This is a genomic window from Chitinophaga filiformis (genome assembly GCF_021646545.1).
In the GTDB taxonomy this organism is placed as follows: Bacteria; Bacteroidota; Bacteroidia; order Chitinophagales; family Chitinophagaceae; genus Chitinophaga; species Chitinophaga filiformis_A.
The window spans coordinates 184652-208842 of sequence record NZ_JAKIRP010000006.1; the positions used below are offsets into that span (position 1 = coordinate 184652).

The window sequence follows — 24191 nt, forward strand, 5'->3', positions numbered from 1 at the left end:
GAAGGTGTACCAGTCGATACACCTTCTTTGTTGTTATTATCTTGGATCTGGTTTACTTACCAGTTGATATTCTTTTGGCGGCTCTTTCTGCTGCAGATGGCGGACAAAATAATCCCAACGGCGGCGCATCATATAGGGACCGTCCGCCGCAAAACCATGCCTGGCCTGCGGGAATATGATCAGATCATAATCCTTGTTAGCTTTTGTCAAAGCATCTACCACTAAGAAAGTGTTATAAGGCGGTACATTATCATCCATCATACCGTGCGCCAGCAGCAGGTTCCCTTTCAGGTTGCCGGCGTAAAGCGGGTTGGCTTGTTTAGCGTAATCAGATTCTGACGTAAGACCGTTATAACGCTCTCCCCAGTCATCTTCATAGTTACGATTTTCATGGTTGCCTGATTCTGCAATACCTACTTTGAAGAAATCAGGATAACGGAACATGGCGGCAGCAGTAGCAAAGCCACCTCCTGAATGTCCCCAGATGCCTACACGGCTGGTGTCGATATACGCATAACGCGCCGCTAGCTGACGAATACCGGTGATCTGGTCGGGCAATGTATTTTCTGCCATGTTACCGTAGTTCATATCATGGTAACTTTTGCTGCGCAGTGGATTACTGGTACCTTCCAGTACCATCACTATGAATCCCAGCTCTGCCAGTGCCTGATGGTCCAGACGGGCCGACACGAATGACCAGGTGCGCACCCCGCCTCCCTGCGGACCAGGGTATATATAATCTATGATGGGATATTTCTTGTTGTTATCCAGGTGCGTAGGTGTAAACAGCAAGCCATAGATATCCGTTTTCCCGTCATGCGCCTTAACTGAAAACGGCGTTGGCGGCTTCCAGCCTGTAGCTTTAAGACGTGTAACATCGGTTTTCTCCAGGCTTACAAGCAGTTTACCCTGGCGATTGCGTAATACTGTTGTAGCAGGAACATCTGGCTGTGAGTAATTGTCTATAAAGTATTGACCATCCGGTGAGAAAGTCAGCTTGTGGTTACCCGTCTCCGGAGTCAGATCAACGAAGCCACTACCATCGAAATTTATTCTGCAGAAGTGACTGAAGTAGGGATTGCGCGTATCGAGGCCACAAGCGTTGAAGAAAATCACCCTGCTTTTTTCATCGACCCGCTCTACGCTGGTCACCAGCCATTTCCCTTTGGTGATCTGGTTCTTTAAAGCCCCTGTCGCTGCGTTGTAGAGATACAGATGTCCCCAGTCATCACGTTCACTATACCATATGAACTCGTTTGACTTCTTCAGATAATGCCAGTTAATGGCATCCTGTCCGGATTCGTACTGCGTGGCTACTTTCTCTTCAAATACCTCTCGAACAGCACCGGTAGCAGCGTTGGCGATACGCACTTTTTCATGTTTATGATTACGGGAGGTAGATACGAATGCCAGCTCTGTATTATCGTCACTCCAGTCGACATCGTCGAAGGTGCCGCTGGAAGATATATCATCGCTTAAGGTGCCGCGATGCGGATCGGCAGGTACCTGTAAAGGGATCACCTTTGCCTGGTTCACGTCGATAATGACCCGATGGATCATAGCGATGACTGAATCACCCGCCAGTGGATACTTCCAGGCCATCAGCGTTGGTTTACCGATATTGGTAGTAACAAGGTACATATCGCTTACCTGGCGCTGATCCTGTTTGAAGGTCGCTATCTTACGGGAATCGTGCGACCAGCGTAATACAGGCTTGTCGCTGTGGCTCCAGCCGGCATTGTCCGTAGCATAACCAAAGTCCTTAACACCATCGGTGGTAAGCGCACGCTCAGGCCCATTGGGTAGTTCGCGCACCCATAAGTTATGGTCTTTTATAAATGCAGCGAGATGGCCATCCGGAGAGACCACTTCATTCCAGGTACCGCTGACACTAGTCCCTGATGGCTGTTGCCCGGTTTTTCGGCATTGATAGGACTGCAGATCGCAACTCCACTCCTCGCCTGCTATATTAAACGAGATGCTTTTATTGTCGTTGGTGAACCGGAAAAAGCGAAACGGCAGGGCATAGGGCCTGTAGTTTGTACCTGTAGCTTTGGACAAAGCTGCTGCTACTTTTTCCTGATCAAAGGCGGTGGTACGTGTAGCTTTGGCCGGATTGACCAGTATGAATTCCCTACCGCGGGTAGTCAATACGCGGTACCAGAAGCTGCCATTTTCCAGCCATTCAGGAGCGCCGGCGATATTGTCTACCAACGGATCAGTATTGTAAATAAGCCGGCTTTCTGCAAAGCGGTAGTCGTCGATGGGAACAGGCTGCTGAGCATTCAGCCTGCAGACTGTAATAACACAGGAAACGGTTAAAAGTAATTTGTTCATAGTCAATTCCAGATGCTTGGGCAAGTTAGATGCTGGCTTAAAGGTAAAGATTCTGCGTCTGTACCTTCGGCCATTATTACGGAAAATCCCAATTTAACGAACAAAGTGTATATGTGAAGAAGAATTTGTTTAACGGTAAGGGAGCTGTTATAATAGGGATCATTCGCCAAAACGCTTCATCAGGATCTTTGCATTTGAGGCGGCAATTTTTTTATCCATCAGTCTTTGAAATAAGTCGCCCTTTTTTCTAAGCCTGTCCTGCATTGTATTCAAATTAAACGCCCACCTGTCCAGGGAAGGCTTGACCTCACGCCAATCGAGTGGAGCCGAAACTAATGGCTCATGATAGGGACGGATTGAATAGGGCGCTGCCAGCGTTTTAGTATAGTAGTTTTGCTCCGGATCAATATATACATTGTTACCCCGCTGAGCGACTGTGCGGTTTAAGGTGGTAATATCAGGAACAAGCAGGTGAATTTCCTTTGCCAGCTTGTAAGCCATATCGGTTACCATGGCATTGCTAAACCCGTGACAGGGGATGTAGATATGCATTCCTGTTTTGCCACTGGTTTTTACAAACGAAGTAAGTTTAAATTTCTTCAGGACTTCATGTGCAGCTAACGCGGTTTCCTTTGCCATGTTGAACCCGACTTCTTCCGCTTCCCGCTTATCTGATTTACTAAAGCTGCCAGGAATAGTAGGGTCCAGGTCCAGCCAAAGGTAATCCGGTTCTTTCGGATGCTGTACTCTGGAGGACCATGGATTCACGTCGACACAGCCCAAATCGATCATATAGATCAATGTCTCCGCATTGTTTACTACCAGGTAGTCAATCACATTTCGCTTCTGCCGGTTTTCAATTTCCCGTTTAGTGGTAAAGATCTGCGCGCAATCCGGCTGGCGGTTTTCCATATCTTTCAGAAAGGTAGTCGGTCCACCGGCATGTGTCAGCTTCAGGTTTAAAGACTGCGGGCGGTCATATATGTAGGGTAAAATCAGGGAGCTGATTTGATTGTAATAGATCAACAATTTACCCTTTGGTACATCCTTCCACAATTCCCGTTGAAGGTTGTGAACCGGAATCGTACAGTGCTGCATTTCGAAATCCAACCATTCGGCGTCCTGTTGCTCTTCGTCGATTCTCTTCCAGTTACTATCTCTATTTAAGTATTTATGCTGCTTCTTACTTACCATTGTCTTACCCGCATGCGATGTTTTTTTCAAAGGCCGCTTTTCTTCTTGCGGCGTGTTCTTTGGCACCGATGTTGGCAACTCACGCACTACCGTTTTAGGATCTTTATCGGTACGGAAACCCAGAAAGGTAGCAGGCTTACGAATGCGTCCGGATTCGGTCCAGGCGGCAAATTCGAAATTAGCTACCAATACAGGCTTCAAATAGTGGATCACGGCGCCTTTCGTATCCAGGATTTTATTGACGAACGGAGACTTCTTTATTTCCAGCTTTTTCAGCCGGGCCAGAATAGCTGGCATTTCCTTATGTTTAAACCCGCCGCCGGAGCGGCCTATCCACTCCAGCTGACCAGCGTTATTGTATGCGCCAAACAACAGGGATCTGAATGCCCGGCCACGTTCTGACTCGGCGTAAGCGCCAATGACAAACTCCTGCCTGATGCGGGTCGGTATCTTTAACCAATAACTTCCGCGATTGCCGGGGATATATACACTGCCGCGCAGCTTTGCTATAATCCCTTCCAATCCGCGATTCTGCATTTCCGTATATAATGCGTGACCGTCGTCAAAAGATTCACTGTATCGCAATACAGGGAATCGTCCTATTACCTTTTGCAGGAGTGCTTTACGTGATTCGAGTGGTTCGTCAAGCATACTTTTCCCATCCAACCACAATAAGTCAAACAAACAATAACTTATTGGAGTGGTTTTACCATTATATCTTTGCAATGCACCAAAATCCGGCAAACCATCATCCCCGAATACAACGACTTCTCCATCGAGAACAGCATCATGTCCCAGCTGAGCAAGCGCTCGTACGACAAGCGGATACTTCGCCGTATAATCTTGTCCGCCACGACTTCTTAGTGTGACATTCGCGTCAGATACATATGCTATAATTCTATAGCCATCCCACTTTACTTCATAAAGATACTCTTCACTTGCAGGTGGCTTCTCAACTAACGTGCAAAGCATAGGGACAATGTCGTGCGGCATTTCGTCACCCTTTTTGGAACGACGTTTCGCTACCATCACCAGACATCTTTTTTATTCGTTGTCAGATAATCACATATTTCAGTTGCAATCGGGTCGTCGGGAGACGGATGCTTTATCCGGTCGTTGAAATGTCCCACCCAATCCTCCATTGCCGCTGTCGGCGATGGACCACATCCAAAGATGCCAGCCTGCGGATCCGGACCGAGTAAACAGCAAAAGCTGTCTCCATCCTGATAGACCTGCGGCTTAAAGTCTCTCACTGGCTTAGGCAAATCTGCTGACTCGTAATTTAGCTCAACAACATTCAAGCCCTCCAAATTCATCTGTTGCATGTTGCGCTGTTTCTAATTCAGGCTCAATAAATATGCCGCGGCGGAGAGATTGCATAGCTTGAGCGGTACGGAAAATCACCAGGCTTACCGATCAGCGTAATACGAGTGTCATTTTATTGCGAAAGGGTGGTGTAAATTATACCTTTAATAGCCGTTACCACATTATCCGGGTGTAAAAGCGGATATAGTAGTATTGCCCGGGATAAAACGACATGCATCAGAAATAGTCCTAATTTTACCTCCTGCGAAAATTTACCACTGGTGATAGAACATCTTATAGCACATATCGGCAAATTTTGTACGATTGATCCGGACAAATTGAATTTGCTGGAAGCTTTTTTCGAACACAGGATTTATAAGAAAAAAGAGTTGTTGCTAACTGAAGGCGACAGATGTCATGAAAAATTCTTTGTTGTCAAAGGATGTGTACACTTATTTTACCTGCGGCAAAACGGAATGGAACAGACAGTTGATTTTGCTATCGAAAACTGGTGGGTATCAGACTTCATGGCTTTTCAACACAGTACCGCCGCCCAGTTCTCCATTCGCGCTGTAGAAAAAACTGAAGTGTTATGCATTACAGCTGAACATCAGCGGAAACTGTTAAAAGAAGTGCCGGAATTAAACGAGTATTTCCATTTGCTGTTCCAGAAAGCCTACGCTGCTGCTCAAATGAGGTTCCGGTTCCTGTACGAATTTTCAAAAGAAGAATTATACCGGCATTTCAGTCAGCATTTTCCTGATTTCATGCAGCGCGTACCTCAATATTTACTCGCTTCTTATCTTGGCTTTACCCCGGAATACCTCAGCGAAATCCGGAAAAAGTACCTTTCTTAAACCAGTTTAAGTAAATAGACGTCCTTCCTGTTGAACTTTGCAGCTGTAAAAAGTTCAATTTATGATCAAGTCAATTAAGCATCGTTTAGATGTATGGAAAGAAGAACCATTGTACTGGGAACAGATCGCTGCAATAGACAAACGCCTGAATGCTTCATCAGTACCGGGAGCACTGAGAGAGCTCATTAAAGTCAGGGTCTCCCAAATTAACAAATGTGTATTTTGTATTGAGTACCATACCCAGGAAGCTTTACAACAGGGAGAATCATCGCGCAGGATATTTGCCCTCTCCGCCTGGGAGGAAAGTCCGCTCTTCAGTGAGAGCGAGAAAAGCGCCATTCGATTTGCAGAAGAAATAACACACATTTCGGTTCATGGCGTTTCGGATAAAACATATGAAAAGCTGAAAGCTCACTTTAATACGAAAGAAATCGCAGATCTTATTGTTCTGGCATGTCATATCAACTTTCTGAATCGCGTGGGCATTTCCACGAAAACAATACCTGTTAAAAGTAGTGGCAGATTCCCCTGAAAACTTAAGAAGTATGACGACAAAGATGCCTAAAGTGGTCGCCGGTATTAAAATACCCGACAGCACAATAGCCAGACAGGCAACGGAATTATTGCTTGAGCATGGCACAGAATTGCTATATAATCATTCATTACGGACGTTCTTATTTGCGTCCCTGACTGGCGGACAGAAAAAGATAGCTTATGATCCTGAGTTGTTGTATGTCAGCGCGGCTTTTCACGACCTTGGCCTTATGGCGCATTACAGCAGCCCTGATAAGTGTTTTGAAGTAGATGGCGCCAATGCGGCCCGTGAGTTTCTGCGAGGCCATGGACTTCCACAACAAGCGCTTCAGCTGGTCTGGGACGCGATAGCATTGCATACGACACCCGCCGTTGCGCCGTATAAAGAAGCAGAAGTGGCTTTATTGAACTATGGTGTAGCGTTGGATGTCGTAGGCAGAGGCTATGAGCACTTATCCGAAACAGTACGCGAAGACATCGTCACACACTTTCCTCGCAGCGGATTTAAGAAGGGGGTCATTCCCACTTTCTTTGATGGCTTTAAACACAAACCGGAGACCACTTATGGCAGTATCAATGCTGATATCTGCGCGTTCATGATACCCGATTTCGAGAGAAAGAACTTCTGCGATATCATTCTCGGGTCGCCCTGGGACGAGTGACCGGCATCTATAAGCGTTCCTGCTCTTCTGTTTTCCGGAAGGATGGCTTAGCAGATCTACCTCCGATGTGATAAGTAACAGATAGTCCGCAACGGCGGCTATCGGGCTTATCATTGTAATAAAAATCTGTAAAATCTGTCAATGCCTGTCCCTGCAGGCGGCTTGTATCAAACAAATCACTCACAGTTATCTGAACGGAACACTTGTTCTGCCATAAGGTTTTCTTCAGGCCTGCGTCGTGATAATACACCGCCCTGCTGCGATAAATACCACGCAATTCAGCTGTTGTCAGATAACTATTGAGGGTGGCTTTGACTCCTCCGGGCAGTGAAAAATCCTGCTGCAGAGAAAATGCTGCTGACCATTGTGACAGCTGATGCCTGCCAGTCGTCATACTGATGGGATAAGTAGTATAGCTGACATTAGCGTAATACTGTAATTGCCAGAATGAGCATATTGACAGGGGAATTGAGATCCTTCCCTCCACGCGCTGCATAGTTCCCAGATTAGCACTCTGACTTTTGATAGCCCGTGTGTATTCATCAAAAGCCAGTTGTTCTGATACATACCGGTTACTGTGCCGGTAACTTAAGGTGAATATATACTTCCGCTGTAAATTATAAACCGCTGATAAATTCCAGGCAAGATCGGGAACCAGAGCCGGATTGCCAGAGTAGTAAAAATATGGATCGCGGTACCAGCGTACCGGATTCAGTTCTGTATAACCAGGACGGTTAATGCGACGACTGACGGACAGGTTTAACTGATGATCATCATTCACCGAATGCTCAACAGAAAGTGAAGGGAATAACTGTGTAAACTTCCAGTGGTTTGTTGTACGCTGTTTAAGCAGTTGTACGCCAGCACCCGTATTTTCGAGCCGTAATCCGGCATTGATACTGGTTTTATGAATACGTACAGTTGCTGAAATATACCCTGCTGCGATGCGTTCATTATACTGGAAATGGTTGCTGATATTATCAATTTCTGTAATCGTACCATTCTGTAATGAATCAAATCTAAATGCATTATCATTGCTCACGGCTGCATATTTCAGTCCGGCCTTCAGCAACAGCCCATTAAAAGGCAGTTCAACATCTGCTTTGACGGATTTGATTTTAACAAAACCTGGCTGATAAGACCACAATGTATTTTCTGAAGAGCTGCTACCGTCGGATTCAAAGTCACGCACAACCATAGCGGCTTCAGAGTAGTTGCGGTAACTGGTGTAATCGGCATCTACTGTCAACTTTTTCCCGGCGCTATCAATATCATATTTGTAGGCCAGGTTCACTGCGTCATAGTAATAAGGTTCTACAATGCTGTTACGCGAAACACTGGCTGACTGTAAGGCCCCGGATTTATGAATGGTCTGTATGGTAGTATTGTGTACGCAGGTGAAGTCATCCAGATATCCATGGTAGTGCAGACCAAGTGTATGCTGCGGATGAAATCTATATTCCATGCCGGCCCTCCACGTGTAATAGCGGATCTTATATGCAGAAGCCGTACTTCTCCGGAGGTGGAGTGTATCATCACCCTGCGGTAACACATTCCCTCCTTTCCGGTCCAGGTACTTATGGGGCGTATTATAATCAAAACCTCCATACAGACTGAATTGCTGCGCCGTATAGTTCAGGGCGATGTTTTGATTTGTCATCCAATATCTGCCGACGCTTACAGCAGACCGCAGGTCAATGGCGAGTCCGCCGGAGATCTTCTTCTTTGAAACGATATTGATAATACCTGCATTTCCTGCTGCATCAAAAGACGCGTCAGGGGAAGAAATAAGCTCTATTTTACTAAGGTCTTCCGTATTAAGCCCTTTCAGGTAGTTAGCCAGTTGTGCACCTGAAAAATAGGTCATACGTCCATTCACCATCACATTTACGCCGCCGCTTCCACCATAACTTATATTGCCCTCTCCGTCCACGGATATGCCAGGGATCTTCCCAAGGAGATCCAACGCTGTTTGTCCTGCGCCATTAGCTGCATGCTGCACATTAAAAATAATTTTCCCTTTTTCGGTTGTCATCGGAGGCCGGGAAGAGCTGACGACAATACCCGACAAGTTAGTGGCAGCGGCATGTAAAACCAGATTATATATAGTTTTATCGCCGCCAAGAAGAACAGTATCCGCCCGATTACGGAAGATGTTCAGGAATGTTGCAGTAAGCACGTAAGTTCCTGCAGGCAGCTGCCTGAACTGGTAAGTGCCTGCACTATCAGCCTGCGCATTTCGCACTTTACCAGTGTCATGGAGGGACCGGATGGCAACAGATGCAAAGGGAAGTGAATTTCCCTCTGCATCCTTCACATGCCCGGTAAGCATACGGCTCTGCGAAAAAACTTTTTGTGATAAGGCGAGTATTATCAACACTGTAAGCAGATAATGACTTTTCATGACATCAGCTATTTTATGCCATTCCTGTTGAAGATAAAGGTGGCTGTAGCACCCAGTATTAACACAAACAGGACAAATGGTGTAATCAATGAGATCCAGTTGACAGGATTGGACGCCTGGAAGTATGTTGGTTTGTGCTGTGTCCAGTCCTCTCCTGCCACCGCACTATCTCCAAAGATCTTAGGATAGAAGTGCAGCTTCTTGTTCTCATGAAAGAGCGCCGTGCTGTCGAGATATTGCAATTGCCGCTTCAGGCCAGTACCGACTATATCCGTGAACTGCAGTTGCGCGTGCATCGGCGGGAAAAAGAGCGCTGCATAATTTGCAGCCTGCTGGCGCTGGCAGAGTTTTTCAAACATAGCTTTACTCTCTGCAGCGGCTTCGTCGTCGCCCTGTTGCTGCATGGCGTAGAACCACAGATAGTTGAATTTCGGTGACTTCCATTCATACTGCCTGTATTGCGGATAGTGCCTGAACAATGCCTGTATTGTACTATCCTGATCTTTGTCCCATTTGGTATGATAGCCATCCCGCTGCTTGAGGAAGGTATTATATGCCTCATTTACAGGATAACGCGCCGTCAGGTAATTATTGATGATGGCAGGAACCAACAGACATAGTAATACCCATGTGCTTAACAGCAAAAGCGCGCTGATACTGCTATTCAAACGGAGCACGATGATTAGAAAACAGACCGCGAACCAGAAAAAAACATAGGCAACGGCAATGACCGTGTAAGCCAGGAATTTTACAGTCACCGGCAGACCAATGATGATCACAGCCAGTAGCAATAGTAGCAACAACAGTACGAGTACTACAATAAGTCGTATACTGAGTTTATGAAGGATAAACTTCAGCGGTTTGTTTACCTGCACTCTTATCAGCGACCATGTTCCATTCTCAGTTTCCTGCGACAATACATTAAAGTTGAAAGCGATGATCAGCAAGGGGAAAAGGAACAATATGACAAAACTCAGATCCAGATTGCCTGTTAACTGGTTATAAGGATTGAACAGATCTGTATCATAGCGTTGTGCCTCCAGGCCGCGTATGGTGAGGTATTGAATGGATGAATTAATATCCTGCTGACCTATAGCCAGCGATGCTGCAGGATCGGGTTTATTGATATAGGCGAAACGCAGGTAATACATCAGCAATCCGAACTGATCGCTGACATGATGCACATTTCTTTCGATCTGTTGTTCCTGGAGTGCTGTTACGGCATTAATAGCGGCCTGTTGTTTATCAAGGAACTGTTTTCCTATGCAGATACTGATGACACCAATAACCAGGAAAAGCGCCAGTGCTATGACAACGGACTTACTGCGGATAAAGTTCTTAAATGCTAAACGATACATATCTTAAATTGCTTTAGCGTTGGCAGCGGTGAAATAAATAAGCACAAATGAAAGGATGAACCAGCCGAACATGGCTATGACAGCTAATGTCTGCTGCGCTGTAACTGATGCCATGGACTGGTAACTGTAGTGAAAATCGGGGAATCCGGTCCAATGCTCTTTCCCGATGATCTGCGGTTTATCATGAGCTGTTTTCACATTACCGATATACTTCATCTGCAATTCATTCATGGTTTGGGCAAGGTTATACCGGTAAACCTCTGCCGCATTCTGAAAATGCCTGTAGGAGTTGAAATCGGTTCCACTCAAAGCCATGCTGATATTCTTAATACCCAGGAGCGGATTGATAAAGGTGGCATAGCAGCTGATATTATTCTGTTGCTCATAAACATTGTACAATTGCTGCAGGCGATTGTTGTATACTTCCGCACTGAGGCGCTCCCCTTCCCGCATCTGAAAACCACTGTAGTTAAAAGGAAGCTGCTGCACGCTATCCACATGATTTGCTTTTAACACGGAATCTTTGAGATGTTTGAAATGCGGATCATCAGGATTATGGCTATCTCCGATCTGAAGCACCTCTTTTTCCACAGCGGTATCAAATTCGATCTTACCGGGAGCAGGATGCAGGGCACTACCAATGGCCTGCAAGGTTTTAGGAAGCACGATCGCCATCAGCAGCCAGATGCCGAGCAATTTCAGCAGAGAAGCCCTGCTATCGCCACTACCGGCCGATATACAGATGGCCACAGTGCTGACAAGCCACAGATAAGCGAGAAAAAAGAACGCCAGACAGATGCTCCGCAAACTCACAAAACTATCTGCAGGCAGGGTCGTACATGCAAGTTGTAAGGCAGCGGCCAATACCACCGGCAACAGGAACAGTAATGCTATCAGCATCAGGCCGAGACTATTTCCCCAGATAAGTGCACGGAAACCCGCGCCCTGACTCAGGAGTATTTTCAATGTGCCATTTTCTCTTTGCTGCGATATAGCATTGAATCCGAGGAAGAATAATATCAGCGGTAATATGACCTGTATCAGCATAGACAAGCTGATCTCGCCAAAGCGCAGCAGCCCGGTACTGAAGCCGGCCTCACTGAAGTTGACCGTATTCTGTCTGTGTGCCTCAAGGAACACGGCATTACCGGTATAGCTTTCCATACCATAGTCAAACATGCTTAAAGGATGTTTGAGGCGAAACGCAAAGGACCCAAAATGGGCCATACGGTGCGGATGTTTATCGGGATTTGCTTCCCAGCTTTGTCTGGCCTGTTGCTGGAAGCTGGTAAGAAGCGCATTCCGGTCTGCATAGGTCCTATAGCCGGTAAATGCGGCGAAGAGTACCAGCAGCAGCCAGACAATATAAATAGCAGCCAGCGCTTTGCTCCGAAGCGTTACTTTCAGGAAGTAGCCGGCAATAATCTTTATCTGATTCATGTTGTTGTGTTTTAGCTTTATTTACAGCAGTCCATCAAAAGTTGTAGGTTGCTGTGAGTGTAGCATTACGAGGCGCTCCCGGGAAAAGGCGTTGATAATTCTGCGCACCAATCCAATAGGTAGTATTCAGCACATTATTCACATTCAATGCAATCTGCATATTGCTTTTACCGGGAGTATAATATGCGGCCAGATCCAGCAGCGTGTAAGCAGGTGTTTTAAATGACCTGTCGAACCAGGGCAAACGATCGCCGTTATGCTGAACACCCAGACCAATACCCAGGTCCTTCAGCACCGGAACGCCAGCAAGGTTGTATCGTGTCCAGAGACTCGCACTGTTATACGGCGTATTCTGTTTACGGGCGCCTTTCAACTGTGGATTAGTGTCTTCCATGATCCTTGCATCGATATAACTATAAGAGGCGAAAACCTGCCAGTTAGGCAACAGGTATCCGGTAACATCTATCTCGAAACCATGGCTACGCTCAGCCCCGCGTGTGATGAGGGAATCAGGATAATCAGGCAGATTGGCATTCATCAACAGGTTCTTCTGATTGATCTCGTAGAAGGCCAGGTTTACATTCAATTTTCCGTCAAGGAATTCTCCTTTTGCGCCCGCTTCTTTCAGATCGCTGATCAGCGGTTTGAAACGTGAGGCAGATTGATCGGTCCAGAAGTAGCTGCCGGTGGATGGCAATAGTGTTACCGTGTTACTCTGCGGCTGATATCCCTGCAGGTAAGTTGTGTAAATATTCACCTGACTGGTGACACCATAAGTGATGCCGATACGAGGTAATGGTTTTTTATTCGTGAACGACAATTCGCGTGGTGCTTTATAGTTGGTGATGTCTTCGAACCATTCCTGTCGCAATCCCAATAGTACGATCAATTTATTCCAGCGCAGCTGTTCCTGTATATACAGACCATTTGTTGTGGTCAGCGCTGCAGGAATGGCTGTGCGGGCATTCAGGTTGTAATCGCTGATATTCCGGATGGTATACGAAGGATTGTTCAGATCGAAGTAATTCACGTTAGGCTTTGGAAGGGTTTGCCCGTTGTAGGTGACGGTCTGATAATTAGCAGCGTTTGCCGGTACAAAGGAGTTCGCCACGGAGCCGTCTTTAAGCAGGTAACCACGTGCGGAGTTTTGTCCGCCGCCCTTCAACTTCCGCCAGTTGCTCAGATCATATCCTGCCAGTAATTCATGTTTTACTTTACCAGTTGCGAAATTGAAGTTAAAATAGACATTGACATTATCCGTATTCCAGTTCTGCTGACGTTGTACAAACTGCATTCCCACCAGAGATGTAACGGGTTGATTGTCTATGTTCACGGCATATGCGTTGGTCGTTCTGTGTTCCTGCAGGTCTTCACGCCATGTTTGCTTCATGTAGGTCGCATTGATGCTGATGGCCTCATTGAACTTGTGAGACAGGCTCCCTGTGATAATGAGTTCTTTCGACTTGAAGAAATCACTTCCGGCGCCGAGGTTGAGGGATATGGGCGTGCTACGCAGATCTGTTTTACCCGCAACGGCGCCAAAGATGGGTTGGCCCCTGTCGAGGTTTCCTGTCATATCGCTGTAAATGACCTCTACGTTAATGGCAGTCTTATTGTTCGGTATGTATGAGAATGAAGGAGAGATGAGCAGCGCATTATTCCGCACCAGGTCCCGATAGCTCTGCGCCTGCTGATAGGCGCCGTTGAGACGGTAAAGTAATTTTTTGTCTTTATCCAGCGGGCCCGTAAAATCCATTGTACCACGGATGGTGCTGAAACTGCCAGCGCTAAGGCTGATTTCCTTCCGGTTGAATGCCAGCGGCTTTTTTGTAACGAGGTTGATACTACCACCGGGGTCGACACTGGAAAAGGTAGCGCTGGCAGGACCTTTGAGCACTTCTACCCTTTCTATGTTTGCAGTGAGTGGTTGCAGGAAGTAATACTGGTGGGTACGCATTCCGTTAATGATCTGTCCTTCTTCATTCTGACTGATACCCCGTATAGCGTACTGATTATAATAGCTGGATTGTATGACCCCCGGAATTACCTTTACAGCATCTGCCAGCTGGAAAGCCTGACGGTCTTTAATCAGCTCTTTGGTGATAGTACCGATAGACTGTGGCAGTTCTTTATTGAGGATGGCGGTACGGGTGGCGCTGAAGCTGTATTCGCTGTTATACTTTTTAGATGACCGGCCCATTACCTCAACAGCCTGTAGTTTACCGGATTCCGACAGCAGGATCAGGTTATATTCTCCGTTACCGGAGAGAGTCAGCCATTCATGAGCGGTTTTGTATCCTATTGCGGATATGAGAATTTCTGCTGCGCCGTCGCGCAGACCTGCCGCTGCATAATATCCGGAGGTATCTGAGATGGCGGCCTGTGTATTATTTTTTTGTCTGACGGAGACAGATGCACCGGCGACAGGTTGGTTAAATTCGTTTTTCACCTGTCCCCTGAGTACGTTCTGGCCATAAGCGGCTATACTTGTACTGGCAGACAAGAGCAACAGTAATATATATTTCATGACAGATCTATTGATGATGGGTAGCAGCTTTTATATTGTTTCGAGATAAAGCTGTTGTAATTCGGTGGCGGAAATACCGTTGGTGCTTACAGCATGAACCAGTGTACCTTGTTTCATAATGCCAATACGTGAGCCCACATTTACAGCATTGAATATGTCGTGCGTAGCCATGAAGATGGTCTTGCCATCTGCAGCGAGCTCCTTGCAGATGGCAGTAAATTCTGCGGTAGCTTTCGGATCGAGGCCACTGGTAGGTTCATCCATGAAGATCACATCTGCATTTTTGGACAGGGCGATAGCAATGCCTACTTTCTGTCGCATCCCCTTACTATAAGTTCCCAGGCGTTTATTATGTGCTTCTGCCTGAAGCCCTGCTTTCAGCAGAAAGGCCGCCAAAGCGTCTCTGGAATAGGAGAAGCCTGCAAGACGGCTGAAGAAATCAAGGTTCTCTATACCACTGAGGTTCCCATATAACTGCACAACTTCAGGAATATAGGCGACCATGTTTTTAGTTGCCGTATCATTGGGCTTCACTTCTACCCCCTTGATGAGCGCTTTTCCTCCGGAGGGCTCAAGAAAACCAAGGAACAGATTAATGGTGGTGGTTTTACCTGCCCCGTTTTGTCCGAGGAGACAGAATACTTCACCGGCATGGATAGTCAGGGATAATTGCCTGAGTGCTGTGTACTGCTGGTATTCTTTTGTAAGATTTACCGCTTCTAATACGACTGACATATAGATTGATTTGATATTAACAGGAAGGCGCAACTTTCGGGGCACAGTGTTTCCACTGATCCCGAAAGAGCAAGTATGGCAAATGTTTTCCGGGATCTATAAGGAGATACGGAGGCACATTAAATCATGATAAAGCTAGACGGCTGGAGAGCCCCGGGTGTTATAGTGGCGTGTACAGTCAACCGGCGTGTCTGTTATGCAGGACTGGTTATAATGCAGGTAAAAGACAGGAGCCGGATTGAGCCAGGTATCTTCAGTGGATATGTAGGGAGCAAAGGCATGCTCACATATAATGCATGAATGCGTGGCTTTAAGCCGTTCTTTATCAGTACCAGGCGCTTTAAAGTATGCATGTGTCGCCTGGTGTGTATGGGAATGCCAGAGCACTACGGGCGTCATAATGAAGCCGTAAAGCAACAGCATAAGTGTTGCTAAAATGCGCCGGTGTCTAAGGTTTAATCCCATCTACAATTGTAACAATGTTGCAAATATAGGGGTTAATAACTGATATAAACAGTTTTTTTGGCTGGTTATTTATCATGTTATGGACGACAAGGGAGTAGTAAGGTCGCTAAAAGCGGACATAAGTAGCCTAATTTGCTGCAGCAAGGCTATCCCTAAGTTTACCTGCCCATGCGGTTACCAGTTGCTTTTCTTCTTCTGTGAGCCGGGCCTCCTTGTGCAATGAGGTGTAAGAGGATAAGGGCATGGTACCATCATGGATACTGCTTTCAATTGACCGAAGTTTACTTATCCGCCTTTTAGATGAGTAAGACCCGAAATCGCTGAAATTAAGCTCTTCTTTCCCTTCCCTGATATGAGATACCAACCACCAGCCCGCAGGTTGTATATAGGAATACCAGGGATACCGGGTTGTATTGCTATGGCAGTCGTAACAGGCAGACTCCAAAATCGTCCGTACGCCGGCAGGAACCGGGTATACTTTTGTGATATCTGTCTGCAATACCTGCCCGCTTTGATTGCGGGCAGGTTGTATAAACTGAATAACAGCGAAAGCAATGAATAGCATTAACAGCCATGTCTTTGTTCGACGCATTGCTCCTCTATTTTAGTTCTTCCGTTACAGTACCACAGGCAGACATTTCCTTACCAAAATAGGGATTGGAAATCTCCTTTGTTTCGCTGATCCAGTCAGCTCCCTTGCCATTGTTATACATAGGGCAATGATCATAATAGAGTTGTTGCCCCGCACCGTAGGTCTTCACCAGTTCATACATATCCTTACTCAGCATTTCAAAGTGTTCCCGTTGATGTTTGATATTACCGGCATTCTTTCCGATATGCTCCGCATGCTCTCTGGCATCACTCTCTACATCCTCATACACCTTTTTTTGTTCTGCCGTTAATGATGATTTATTGAATTGCTGAAATGCCTCAACCATAGCATCTCCCGCTGTAGCAGTGCTTTTATCATTATCAATCGCCAGGGCATTCTTCATAGCAAGATAGCTGTTAACGATCGCTTTAACAGGAGACTCCGATTGCTGCTTATCTGTTGCTGCTGGCATGTTACCGGAAGTGGCCTGCGCTGATTGTACAGTATCGCTAACTGCTTTTGATTGACTATTGTTGCTGTTGCAGGCTGTTAAAAAGACCATACTGGTGGCCGCCGTCAAAATAATGTATTTCATTTCTGATGTTTTAATGTAATTAATTGATTAGGGGCAGGCGCATACCTGCAGGAAAAGGCATATCCCTGTCAATGTGTTAAAAGACAAATACTTTCCAGGGCAATAAGGCCCTGAATGCTTAACAAAAAACAATCAAATCTGAAAACTCTGTATGGCTATGCGAATATCCGGTATGGGAGGATGATAGCTCCGGACAAAGTATCTACCATTTACTTTCGCCCGGGAGCAAGTCAAAATATCAATGTTATAGAATGCGGAAATGAAAACTATGAAGCATGCAGGATTAATACTAAGGTCCGGTACCAGAGGCAAGGATTTGTCAGCCTGGACCAGTCTGATCACATTGTCATTACAACAGTTATCTTTCCCTTTCTTTTGATGGTGGTGATGATGATTATTTACATGTGTGTGCTGATGTGATCCTTGTGTTTCCGGTGCTTCAGTTCCGTTATGTTCATGATGATGTGTAAAATTATGCCCCAGGTCCCGTCCTACAGCACATACAAAACCGACAACCGTATTCAGCAAAAATACGATTAGCAGTAGTGCTGCATTGCAGCGTCGTATGGACACATTTCTTTTCATCAAAGTAACTCCAATAAGTGAATTGTTTCTCTCGTAAAGCAAAGCCTTTTACATCCCGCTTTTCCCTGCTGCGGCACTCACCCGTTTCTTTTTAAAGCCTTTAAAACTGATACCATAAAGTACAAAGCCGGAAATGACCGTTATCAGGCCGAATATGGAAAATACACGGAGCAAAATGTTACTGATGTTATCCCTCGACTGGTAATCCATTGTATGCAACATCCAAAGGAAATCGAATACCCTCCATTTGTTATTACGGAATTTCTGAACGGTTCCCAGTTCACTGGCTACGTACACAGTTGTGCCTGCAGGATGATCAAATGTGATGGCATACGCTGGTAGTGGACTTTCGCGGTATTCATGATGCCCGTTTGCTGCAGCAAGGTATTCAACAGATATTACACTGGGCTCCCCCTTGAATCGCTGTTTTGCAACCTGTATCGCCTCTTCCTTCGTCAGTGGCGCTTTCAATTTCCCCGTAACGGCATCAGCCAGGTAGGTTACTGTCCGCGCGTGATGTTCATGACCAACTCCCGAAAGCGCCTTACTTACACTGCGCACCTGATAAAAAAGCCCGCCCGATATTTCAATCAATTGTACGGACACCAATGAATCAACCGGATGCGTTTTACGGATGCTGTCAATTGCAACAGAAGGCGACACTATAGCCCCATTAACAGGCAGGAAAGGTGGCTTCTTTTTTTCAAAGTCTCCATGTACCTCATCCATATTGCTCCAGCTAAAGTATAGCCCTCCAACTGTCCACAATAAAAACTGTATCCCTAAAATAAGACCCAAATAACGGTGCGCCTTGCGAATGTAGTAGTGTTTACTCTTTGCCATTGGATTATTAACCTCCCACTTCAATAGCTATACGTTGATTGCTATTGCGATAATGTAAAAAAATAATGTGGCGGAATTTTGGACGTGTTCGTACTATGCAACGATCTTACAAACAGATAGTTTACATCCTGAATTGGGGAGGAATCAGACGCGGAAAATGCAGTTGAATATACGGGACGGTACTTTGCTACTTCGGGGAGGAGCATTGGCCAGCGGAAACTCTTCGATGACAGAAAAAGGATAAGCCTCGGAAAATCCTGTATGGAAAACGGGGCTGTTAATAGCCACCAGTTGCATAAAGTGAACTGTATTTTCGGCAGCCTTCTGGTCTTTTTCCAGCTTCACTGTTTTATGCTCATCCCTGCAACATTTCCTGGCGCATTGTTTTTTCTTGTTCATTCCACAGTTACTGCATCTTTTAGCATCCTCATGCCATAGCTGTACCTTTACCAGCTTTCCCATGCAATAATGCAGGTGAAAGGTAGCGCCGGTAGAGGAACCCACGTAAAGGATTGCCAATATGAGAACCAGGAACTTTTTCATCTCGGACAAAAATAGCAGTAATTCCGAATTAATTACTATACATTTTTTTCTACTTTATGCCGTTATCGGTTGTAAAACGTTATTTGTGATTGATATTGAATAAGAAAAGACAAAAAATGCCGGTCCGGGACTCTGACAAACGTCCGAGGTTTTTTATTGCTAACATGAAAGACGGGGTTACCGCCGCGACAATCTGGCTCTCATCTGGTCAATTTCCTTCTGCTGGCTTACACGAATTGCCTCACATAACTTTTTAATCTCAGGATCTTTTATGTTGGCCTGCTCGCACATTAAAATAGCTCCCGCATGATGAGGTATCATTGATTTCAGGAATTGCCTGTCAGAAACCGCCGTTTGCTGACGAATAAACAGAAAGAACCCTACTAATCCAACAAGGGCAGCGCCTATGATTGCCATGTTGAGCTTTTTATTCATATACATACTTCGCATCACCACCAGTTCAATTATTATCATGGGCATGGTCATCAACCCCGCCATATAGAATTGGTTGATGTTCGGGATTACATTGCTAAACGAGTTAACCATTGAATACATCAGCACATACATGCTTATGAATGACAGTACAGCCATAATAATAAGGTGTTTATAGTGATTGGCATGCCTGTTATGCTTCATGCTTTCTTTATTTTCCATAATGATACTTTTAGCTCTCTGTTAATTACATTTTTCTCGTCGTCTTCATTAAAGAAGGATATATTCTTAAATATACCTGCATGGCCATCGGATTTTTACCGTACAAATTGTTAAGAGATTCGGGTGCATCATAAATACTCCACTGTGCACCGCCGGCTATTCTGGTGTTCCGTATTTCAAACAGATCATAACCGGCACCTAATGTGAAGGCGTGAATGTTGAATATATCATGGCTTTCAAACATAGGCTCAAGCACCAGTAAGATTACTACTTTTATTCCCTTTTAATGATTCAGACTAAAATCGCACCGGGGCGTTTTATAACCCGCACCTAATTCCATGGCTGACAGTGGATTAGATTCCACACTGTGAGCAGGAGAGGCAATTGAATTAAGGTTAACACGAACTATTTAATTTGATCATCAGATTGTTTGCTACCTTAAAAAACTCATGGATTATTCTCTATAATCATTGCCAGCGGCCACTTGTATAACCAGCGATAACCATAGGGCCTAAGCTCAATATAATCCGTACTACCGTTGAACTTTTCATATGGATGATCGGACAATATTTCTGTAAAATAGCGGCGCTCATCTGCTGACAATGGCACGGGTAGATTTATGGCTTCCCCTGTAAAATTGTGCAACACAACTGCGACACTGGCGTCCCGTCGTGCTATGTGTACCAACACACCGGGATGATCTGTTTCAATAACATCATACTCGCCGGCACCGAAAGCACGATATGATTTACGGATGCTGATCATGTTAGATACTGTGTTCAGAAGTGAATCGCGTTTATTAGCCTGATCAGCGACATTCACCGTCTCGAAGCCGTAAGTACCGTCACTTATCACGGGCCATACCAACTGATCAGGCGGGGCCGTAGAGAAGCCCCCGTTCTGCTTGTTGGCCCATTGCATCACAGTGCGTATGCTGTTACGTTCTTTCAACGATAGCATATCACCCATACCTATTTCCTCCCCGTATCGTAGTACTGGTGTACCAGGAAGAGAGAACAGCAGGCTGTATACAAGTTTTATGCGACGCTGATCATTGTGTAGCATCGGCGGCAGCCGTCTGCGGATCCCGCGGCCATAGATCCTCATGTCTGGTTCTGGTGCAAAGGCATCAAATACTTGCTGTCGCTCTTTTTCAGTCAATTGTTCCAGATCCAGCTCATCATGATTACGCACAAAATTGGCGAATTGGTCCCTGATGCCTGCATGCGGTAGAAGTACGTTCAATGAACGGCTTAACGGTGCTGCGCTATGTTGAGCGAGGGCCAGATAGAGGTGGTTGTTCAGATAGAAGTTAAGCAGCATATGCAACTGATCGCTTTCTCCGAAAAAGGCTTTATAACTCTCAGGTTTTGTATCAGCCTCCCCCATGAGCACAACGCCTTTGCCATGCTCGTCGGTTAATTTGCGCAGGCTGCGCAGGAATGCATGCGGGTCTCCGTCAAATTTTTCTGGCCCCTTGTTCCTCAGTATATGTGGCACAGCGTCTATACGCAACCCGTCAACTCCCATTTGTAACCAGAAACGGATAATCTCCTCTATTTCTTTCTGTACTATGGGACTGGACACATTCAAGTCCGGCTGATGAGAATAAAAAGTATGGTAATACCACGCTCCGGCTGTTTCATCGAAGGCCCAATTGCTCTCCTGTACGCCAGGGAAAACAATATCTGGCCCGTCGTTGGCCGGCTTCTCGTCTAACCATATGTAATAGTCGCGATATCTACTGTGTTTATCAGCACGCGCCTCGAGGAACCACGGATGCTGGTTGGAGGTATGATTCACGACAAGATCGGCCATGATACGGATCCCCCGTTCCTTAGCCTGCTCAGCCAACCGTACAAACTCCTGCAAACTGCCGATCCTTTCATCCACATTGTAATAGTCCGTTATATCATACCCAGCATCTTCAAGGGGTGATGGATAAAATGGTAACATCCAGATACAGTTGATACCTAAACATGTCAGATAATCCAACCCCTGCATTAAGCCTGCAAGATCACCAATTCCGTCGCCATTGCTATCTATAAAGCTCTTCACATCCAGTGAATAAATTATTGCGTCCTTATACCAGTAATTAGTCATTGTTATAAATGTTTTTATGATCCATTCATTGGTGCGAACAGCGCTTGTAGCAGAACATTATTCAGCCGGCAAGTGCTATAGTGCTCAACAGAAAATTTGCCATGTGCCGGGTGTCTGAGCCATATACTACCCAACGACTACAGCAAGTATATACAGGGCTAATTCTGTGTATCAGCTGGCATATACGCACGATTCCCCGGATAGTTTAACAAACGTGCCAGGCTCATGGAGTCTGTTGGGCAAAAGTGTCATGTGAACGGAAAGTGTATACAAAATTTCGACCAAACAGATAGCTCTTAACAGACACAAGCATGAAAGGAGTGCGAACATTCGTCAATATGCAGGCGCGGTCAATGATACGATCGGCAGCTGTCTAGCTTTTCAGGAATAGCCCATTCCTGGCATCAAATTTTCGGTTTATAAAGAAAAGATCCTGTTATGGCTAATAGTAGAGACAAAAAGGACCAGGGTGGTGGTAATCCTGGTAATTTAACGGGCGAAGGTAGCGGGCAACAAACCTCAGGAAAGCGAGGTGAAAAAATGAAGAAACCCAATAAGGGATATCATCGCAGCAGCACTGAAAAAGCGCAGCAAGGGCGTCATGGTGGTAACCGCTAGCTCCAGATATTGAAAAAAAGGCTTCCGCAACCGGAAGCCTTTCTACTATATCAAACCTTATAAAACCACTTATTTATTCACCACCTCAAAGCTTGTGAATTCCGCTTCCAGACCTGCCTCCCCTTTAAAATGTAACCCCGCCCTTGGACTCCTATCCCACTGCGGTAAAAAGCTCACATCCTGTTTTATTTCAGGCGCCACCTGCTGCCACTCACTTCCCTCCTGCCGGTAAAATACCTCACATGTCAGATCAGGTTTTATTGTGAACCTCAGTTGAACTGGTACACCAGTCTTTATATTTTGTGTAGCCAACACAGTTCTAATATTGTCTTTAATCATCCAGAATTCCACCTTATCATTCGCAGCACCGATCCCTATCGCCGCATTCGCATCTCCATAAAATGCCAGTCCTTTAAGCGCTGCATTGCTGTTAGCCACAGTAGTAGTCATATCGAAATGGTTACTTACCGGACGAACAGTTAATACAACACCCGTGTTGTTCCCCTCTTTGACTGTTCCCGACAAGTAGAGCTTTCCTTTGTTCTGACGTATAACTGGAGTAGTATTACGGAAATCCCATTGCCAGTAAGGTGCTATCTTCTGTCCTTCGAAAGAAGCTGTAATGTTACCAGTTGAGCGATTGCCGGCCTGCTTACTTACGAAAGAAGGCCAGGAACCACCATTTCCCCATACTAATTCCGCCAGCATACCTTCACGACCGGTAAACACATTGCTCTGCTTATTGTAGGCATGGTAAATGTACATGTACCTGCCATCTTCCTGCTGCACAAATGTGCCATGTCCTGGACATTTCCACCCTTCGTTTGTCTGCAATATTGGGTTCCCGCTGTATTCCTCATAAGGACCTTTAAAATCTTTTGACCTGGCCACACGTACATTGTAACTGCAGCCCTTACCACAGCAATCGCCTGAGGAATAGAACAAATAGTAGAAACCATCTTTATGTAAGATACTCTGCCCTTCCATTCCCATGCGGTTACTGTCTTTCAACATCGAGAACACCTCACCCTCCAGCTTCAAACCATCAGCGGAAAGCTTACTACCTAAAATTTCTATCGGCCGCTTATCAAGTCCGTAAGCTTTAAAGGTGATATACAGTTGACCATTGTCATTATACACAAAACCATCTATTGCCTCTTTACCAAAGCTGATAATGACTCCCTGATCTTTGAACCCTCTATCTGGATATTTTGACGTAGCAACACCTACACAAGAGACATTGTCAGCCTTCCGGCGAGCCGTATAATAAATGTAATAAGTGTTGTTATGGAAGTAATATTCAGGAGCCCAGAATGAACCAGAAGTCCACTCAGGTGCCTTATCGAATACATAACCCAACTGTTTCCAATCGCGTAGGTTATCTGAAGCATAGATGGGAAAATGTGGCGCCCATTCAGAAGAAGTCCCCACAGCGTAATACCTGTTCTTTACTTTAATAATAGACGGATCTGCAAAATCTCCGGAAATAAAAGCAGCGGCATTTGCCTGTGCCTTCAAAGAATTAAATGGCTGAACGCATAAAAAGCCGATAAGCAATAATAGGTTGTTAAAATAGTATCTCATTTTCAAACAATAACGTGAATGCGGAAATTACAAAATGAATATGATTACACATAACTCTTTCGGGAAATGGATATAAACATCTCAAAAAACTATCTGGGCGGTCTTATGGTCGTAGATCAGACAAGACGTTTGACTGTTGCCAAAGATGGGACAGGTGATTATATTACAATGCATTAAGCGATAAGTGCGATCAACGATAATAACCAGGATACAGTATAGTTTTTATAAAGATTACATGGCAGTCTCTACTCCTCAG

20 protein-coding genes are annotated in these 24191 nt (G+C 45.5%); 4 read left to right on the forward strand and 16 right to left on the reverse strand.

Translation table 11 applies throughout. From position 1 onward, the window contains the following. Positions 1 to 36: 36 nt before the first annotated feature. From L3C95_RS17080 to L3C95_RS17090, 3 genes are all read right to left on the reverse strand, one after another. Positions 37 to 2337 (reverse strand): S9 family peptidase, encoded by a 2301-nt coding sequence (locus tag L3C95_RS17080; protein ID WP_236389318.1) that lies wholly within the window; start codon positions 2335 to 2337, stop codon positions 37 to 39. A gap of 159 nt (positions 2338 to 2496) precedes the next feature. After that, positions 2497 to 4560, reverse strand: coding sequence for a DNA ligase D (ligD, locus tag L3C95_RS17085; RefSeq protein ID WP_236389565.1), 2064 nt, complete (start codon positions 4558 to 4560; stop codon positions 2497 to 2499). Further along, entirely contained in the window at positions 4560 to 4856 is a 297-nt protein-coding gene (locus L3C95_RS17090; protein WP_236389319.1) for a hypothetical protein, read from the reverse strand. The genes ligD and L3C95_RS17090 overlap by 1 nt, the downstream gene beginning before the upstream one ends. A gap of 261 nt (positions 4857 to 5117) precedes the next feature. On the opposite strand from L3C95_RS17090, the gene L3C95_RS17095 reads away from it, so the two are divergent. The 3 genes from L3C95_RS17095 (at position 5118) to L3C95_RS17105 (ending at position 6889) form a co-directional block, all read left to right on the forward strand. Further along, positions 5118 to 5693, forward strand: coding sequence for a Crp/Fnr family transcriptional regulator (locus tag L3C95_RS17095; protein ID WP_236389320.1), 576 nt, complete (start codon positions 5118 to 5120; stop codon positions 5691 to 5693). A 61-nt stretch (positions 5694 to 5754) separates the two neighbouring features. Continuing rightward, positions 5755 to 6225, forward strand: coding sequence for a carboxymuconolactone decarboxylase family protein (locus L3C95_RS17100; RefSeq protein WP_236389321.1), 471 nt, complete (start codon positions 5755 to 5757; stop codon positions 6223 to 6225). Positions 6226 to 6238: 13 nt separating this feature from the next. Beyond that, the gene (locus L3C95_RS17105; RefSeq protein ID WP_236389322.1) at positions 6239 to 6889 is read left to right on the forward strand and encodes an HD domain-containing protein; all 651 of its coding nucleotides are present in this window, start codon (positions 6239 to 6241) and stop codon (positions 6887 to 6889) included. A 7-nt stretch (positions 6890 to 6896) separates the two neighbouring features. Here the strand turns inward: L3C95_RS17105 and L3C95_RS17110 are convergent, their stop codons facing one another. From L3C95_RS17110 to L3C95_RS17165, 12 genes are all read right to left on the reverse strand, one after another. After that, positions 6897 to 9293 carry a TonB-dependent receptor gene (locus tag L3C95_RS17110; RefSeq protein ID WP_236389324.1) on the reverse strand — a complete coding sequence of 799 codons (2397 nt, stop codon included), beginning with the start codon at positions 9291 to 9293 and terminating at the stop codon, positions 6897 to 6899. Positions 9294 to 9301: 8 nt separating this feature from the next. Beyond that, complete coding sequence (locus L3C95_RS17115) at positions 9302 to 10651, reverse strand: DUF3526 domain-containing protein (protein WP_236389326.1); 1350 nt, start codon at positions 10649 to 10651, stop codon at positions 9302 to 9304. A gap of 3 nt (positions 10652 to 10654) precedes the next feature. Next, positions 10655 to 12091 carry a DUF3526 domain-containing protein gene (locus L3C95_RS17120; protein WP_236389327.1) on the reverse strand — a complete coding sequence of 479 codons (1437 nt, stop codon included), beginning with the start codon at positions 12089 to 12091 and terminating at the stop codon, positions 10655 to 10657. Between the two features lie 34 nt (positions 12092 to 12125). Further along, entirely contained in the window at positions 12126 to 14618 is a 2493-nt protein-coding gene (locus tag L3C95_RS17125; protein WP_236389329.1) for a TonB-dependent siderophore receptor, read from the reverse strand. Between the two features lie 30 nt (positions 14619 to 14648). After that, a complete protein-coding gene (locus tag L3C95_RS17130; RefSeq protein WP_236389331.1) occupies positions 14649 to 15353 on the reverse strand; it encodes an ABC transporter ATP-binding protein in 705 nt (234 codons plus the stop codon). Positions 15354 to 15488: 135 nt separating this feature from the next. After that, the gene (locus L3C95_RS17135; RefSeq protein WP_236389332.1) at positions 15489 to 15776 is read right to left on the reverse strand and encodes a hypothetical protein; all 288 of its coding nucleotides are present in this window, start codon (positions 15774 to 15776) and stop codon (positions 15489 to 15491) included. Positions 15777 to 15945: 169 nt separating this feature from the next. Then, positions 15946 to 16410 (reverse strand): heme-binding domain-containing protein, encoded by a 465-nt coding sequence (locus tag L3C95_RS17140; protein ID WP_236389334.1) that lies wholly within the window; start codon positions 16408 to 16410, stop codon positions 15946 to 15948. A 7-nt stretch (positions 16411 to 16417) separates the two neighbouring features. Further along, positions 16418 to 17005, reverse strand: coding sequence for a DUF3347 domain-containing protein (locus L3C95_RS17145; RefSeq protein ID WP_236389336.1), 588 nt, complete (start codon positions 17003 to 17005; stop codon positions 16418 to 16420). Between the two features lie 633 nt (positions 17006 to 17638). Further along, a complete protein-coding gene (locus L3C95_RS17150) occupies positions 17639 to 18433 on the reverse strand; it encodes a hypothetical protein (protein ID WP_236389337.1) in 795 nt (264 codons plus the stop codon). Between the two features lie 144 nt (positions 18434 to 18577). Continuing rightward, the gene (locus tag L3C95_RS17155; RefSeq protein WP_236389338.1) at positions 18578 to 18976 is read right to left on the reverse strand and encodes an HYC_CC_PP family protein; all 399 of its coding nucleotides are present in this window, start codon (positions 18974 to 18976) and stop codon (positions 18578 to 18580) included. 177 nt (positions 18977 to 19153) lie between these two features. After that, positions 19154 to 19630, reverse strand: a complete 477-nt coding sequence (locus L3C95_RS17160; RefSeq protein ID WP_236389339.1) for a DUF305 domain-containing protein — start codon at positions 19628 to 19630, stop codon at positions 19154 to 19156. A gap of 447 nt (positions 19631 to 20077) precedes the next feature. Next, on the reverse strand, positions 20078 to 21733 hold the full coding sequence (locus L3C95_RS17165; protein ID WP_236389340.1) for an alpha-amylase family protein: 1656 nt from the start codon (positions 21731 to 21733) through the stop codon (positions 20078 to 20080). 438 nt (positions 21734 to 22171) lie between these two features. Between L3C95_RS17165 and L3C95_RS17170 the strand changes: the two genes are divergently transcribed. After that, on the forward strand, positions 22172 to 22351 hold the full coding sequence (locus L3C95_RS17170) for a hypothetical protein (protein WP_236389341.1): 180 nt from the start codon (positions 22172 to 22174) through the stop codon (positions 22349 to 22351). Positions 22352 to 22420: 69 nt separating this feature from the next. Here L3C95_RS17170 and L3C95_RS17175 read toward each other — a convergent pair whose 3' ends face one another. Then, positions 22421 to 23935 carry a glycoside hydrolase family 43 protein gene (locus tag L3C95_RS17175; RefSeq protein ID WP_236389342.1) on the reverse strand — a complete coding sequence of 505 codons (1515 nt, stop codon included), beginning with the start codon at positions 23933 to 23935 and terminating at the stop codon, positions 22421 to 22423. Positions 23936 to 24191: the final 256 nt, after the last annotated feature.

Coding starts and splice junctions, on each gene's coding strand:
- L3C95_RS17115 (WP_236389326.1), bottom strand. CDS start 10,651: ATGTATCGTTTAGCATTTAAGAACTTTATCCGCAGTAAGTCCGTTGTC.
- L3C95_RS17125 (WP_236389329.1), bottom strand. CDS start 14,618: ATGAAATATATATTACTGTTGCTCTTGTCTGCCAGTACAAGTATAGCC.
- L3C95_RS17100 (WP_236389321.1), top strand. CDS start 5,755: ATGATCAAGTCAATTAAGCATCGTTTAGATGTATGGAAAGAAGAACCA.
- L3C95_RS17110 (WP_236389324.1), bottom strand. CDS start 9,293: ATGAAAAGTCATTATCTGCTTACAGTGTTGATAATACTCGCCTTATCA.
- L3C95_RS17145 (WP_236389336.1), bottom strand. CDS start 17,005: ATGAAATACATTATTTTGACGGCGGCCACCAGTATGGTCTTTTTAACA.
- L3C95_RS17080 (WP_236389318.1), bottom strand. CDS start 2,337: ATGAACAAATTACTTTTAACCGTTTCCTGTGTTATTACAGTCTGCAGG.
- L3C95_RS17140 (WP_236389334.1), bottom strand. CDS start 16,410: ATGCGTCGAACAAAGACATGGCTGTTAATGCTATTCATTGCTTTCGCT.
- L3C95_RS17165 (WP_236389340.1), bottom strand. CDS start 21,733: ATGACTAATTACTGGTATAAGGACGCAATAATTTATTCACTGGATGTG.
- L3C95_RS17120 (WP_236389327.1), bottom strand. CDS start 12,091: ATGAATCAGATAAAGATTATTGCCGGCTACTTCCTGAAAGTAACGCTT.
- L3C95_RS17150 (WP_236389337.1), bottom strand. CDS start 18,433: ATGGCAAAGAGTAAACACTACTACATTCGCAAGGCGCACCGTTATTTG.
- L3C95_RS17130 (WP_236389331.1), bottom strand. CDS start 15,353: ATGTCAGTCGTATTAGAAGCGGTAAATCTTACAAAAGAATACCAGCAG.
- ligD (WP_236389565.1), bottom strand. CDS start 4,560: ATGGTAGCGAAACGTCGTTCCAAAAAGGGTGACGAAATGCCGCACGAC.
- L3C95_RS17155 (WP_236389338.1), bottom strand. CDS start 18,976: ATGAAAAAGTTCCTGGTTCTCATATTGGCAATCCTTTACGTGGGTTCC.
- L3C95_RS17105 (WP_236389322.1), top strand. CDS start 6,239: ATGACGACAAAGATGCCTAAAGTGGTCGCCGGTATTAAAATACCCGAC.
- L3C95_RS17170 (WP_236389341.1), top strand. CDS start 22,172: ATGGCTAATAGTAGAGACAAAAAGGACCAGGGTGGTGGTAATCCTGGT.
- L3C95_RS17175 (WP_236389342.1), bottom strand. CDS start 23,935: ATGAGATACTATTTTAACAACCTATTATTGCTTATCGGCTTTTTATGC.
- L3C95_RS17090 (WP_236389319.1), bottom strand. CDS start 4,856: ATGCAACAGATGAATTTGGAGGGCTTGAATGTTGTTGAGCTAAATTAC.
- L3C95_RS17135 (WP_236389332.1), bottom strand. CDS start 15,776: ATGCTGTTGCTTTACGGCTTCATTATGACGCCCGTAGTGCTCTGGCAT.
- L3C95_RS17160 (WP_236389339.1), bottom strand. CDS start 19,630: ATGGAAAATAAAGAAAGCATGAAGCATAACAGGCATGCCAATCACTAT.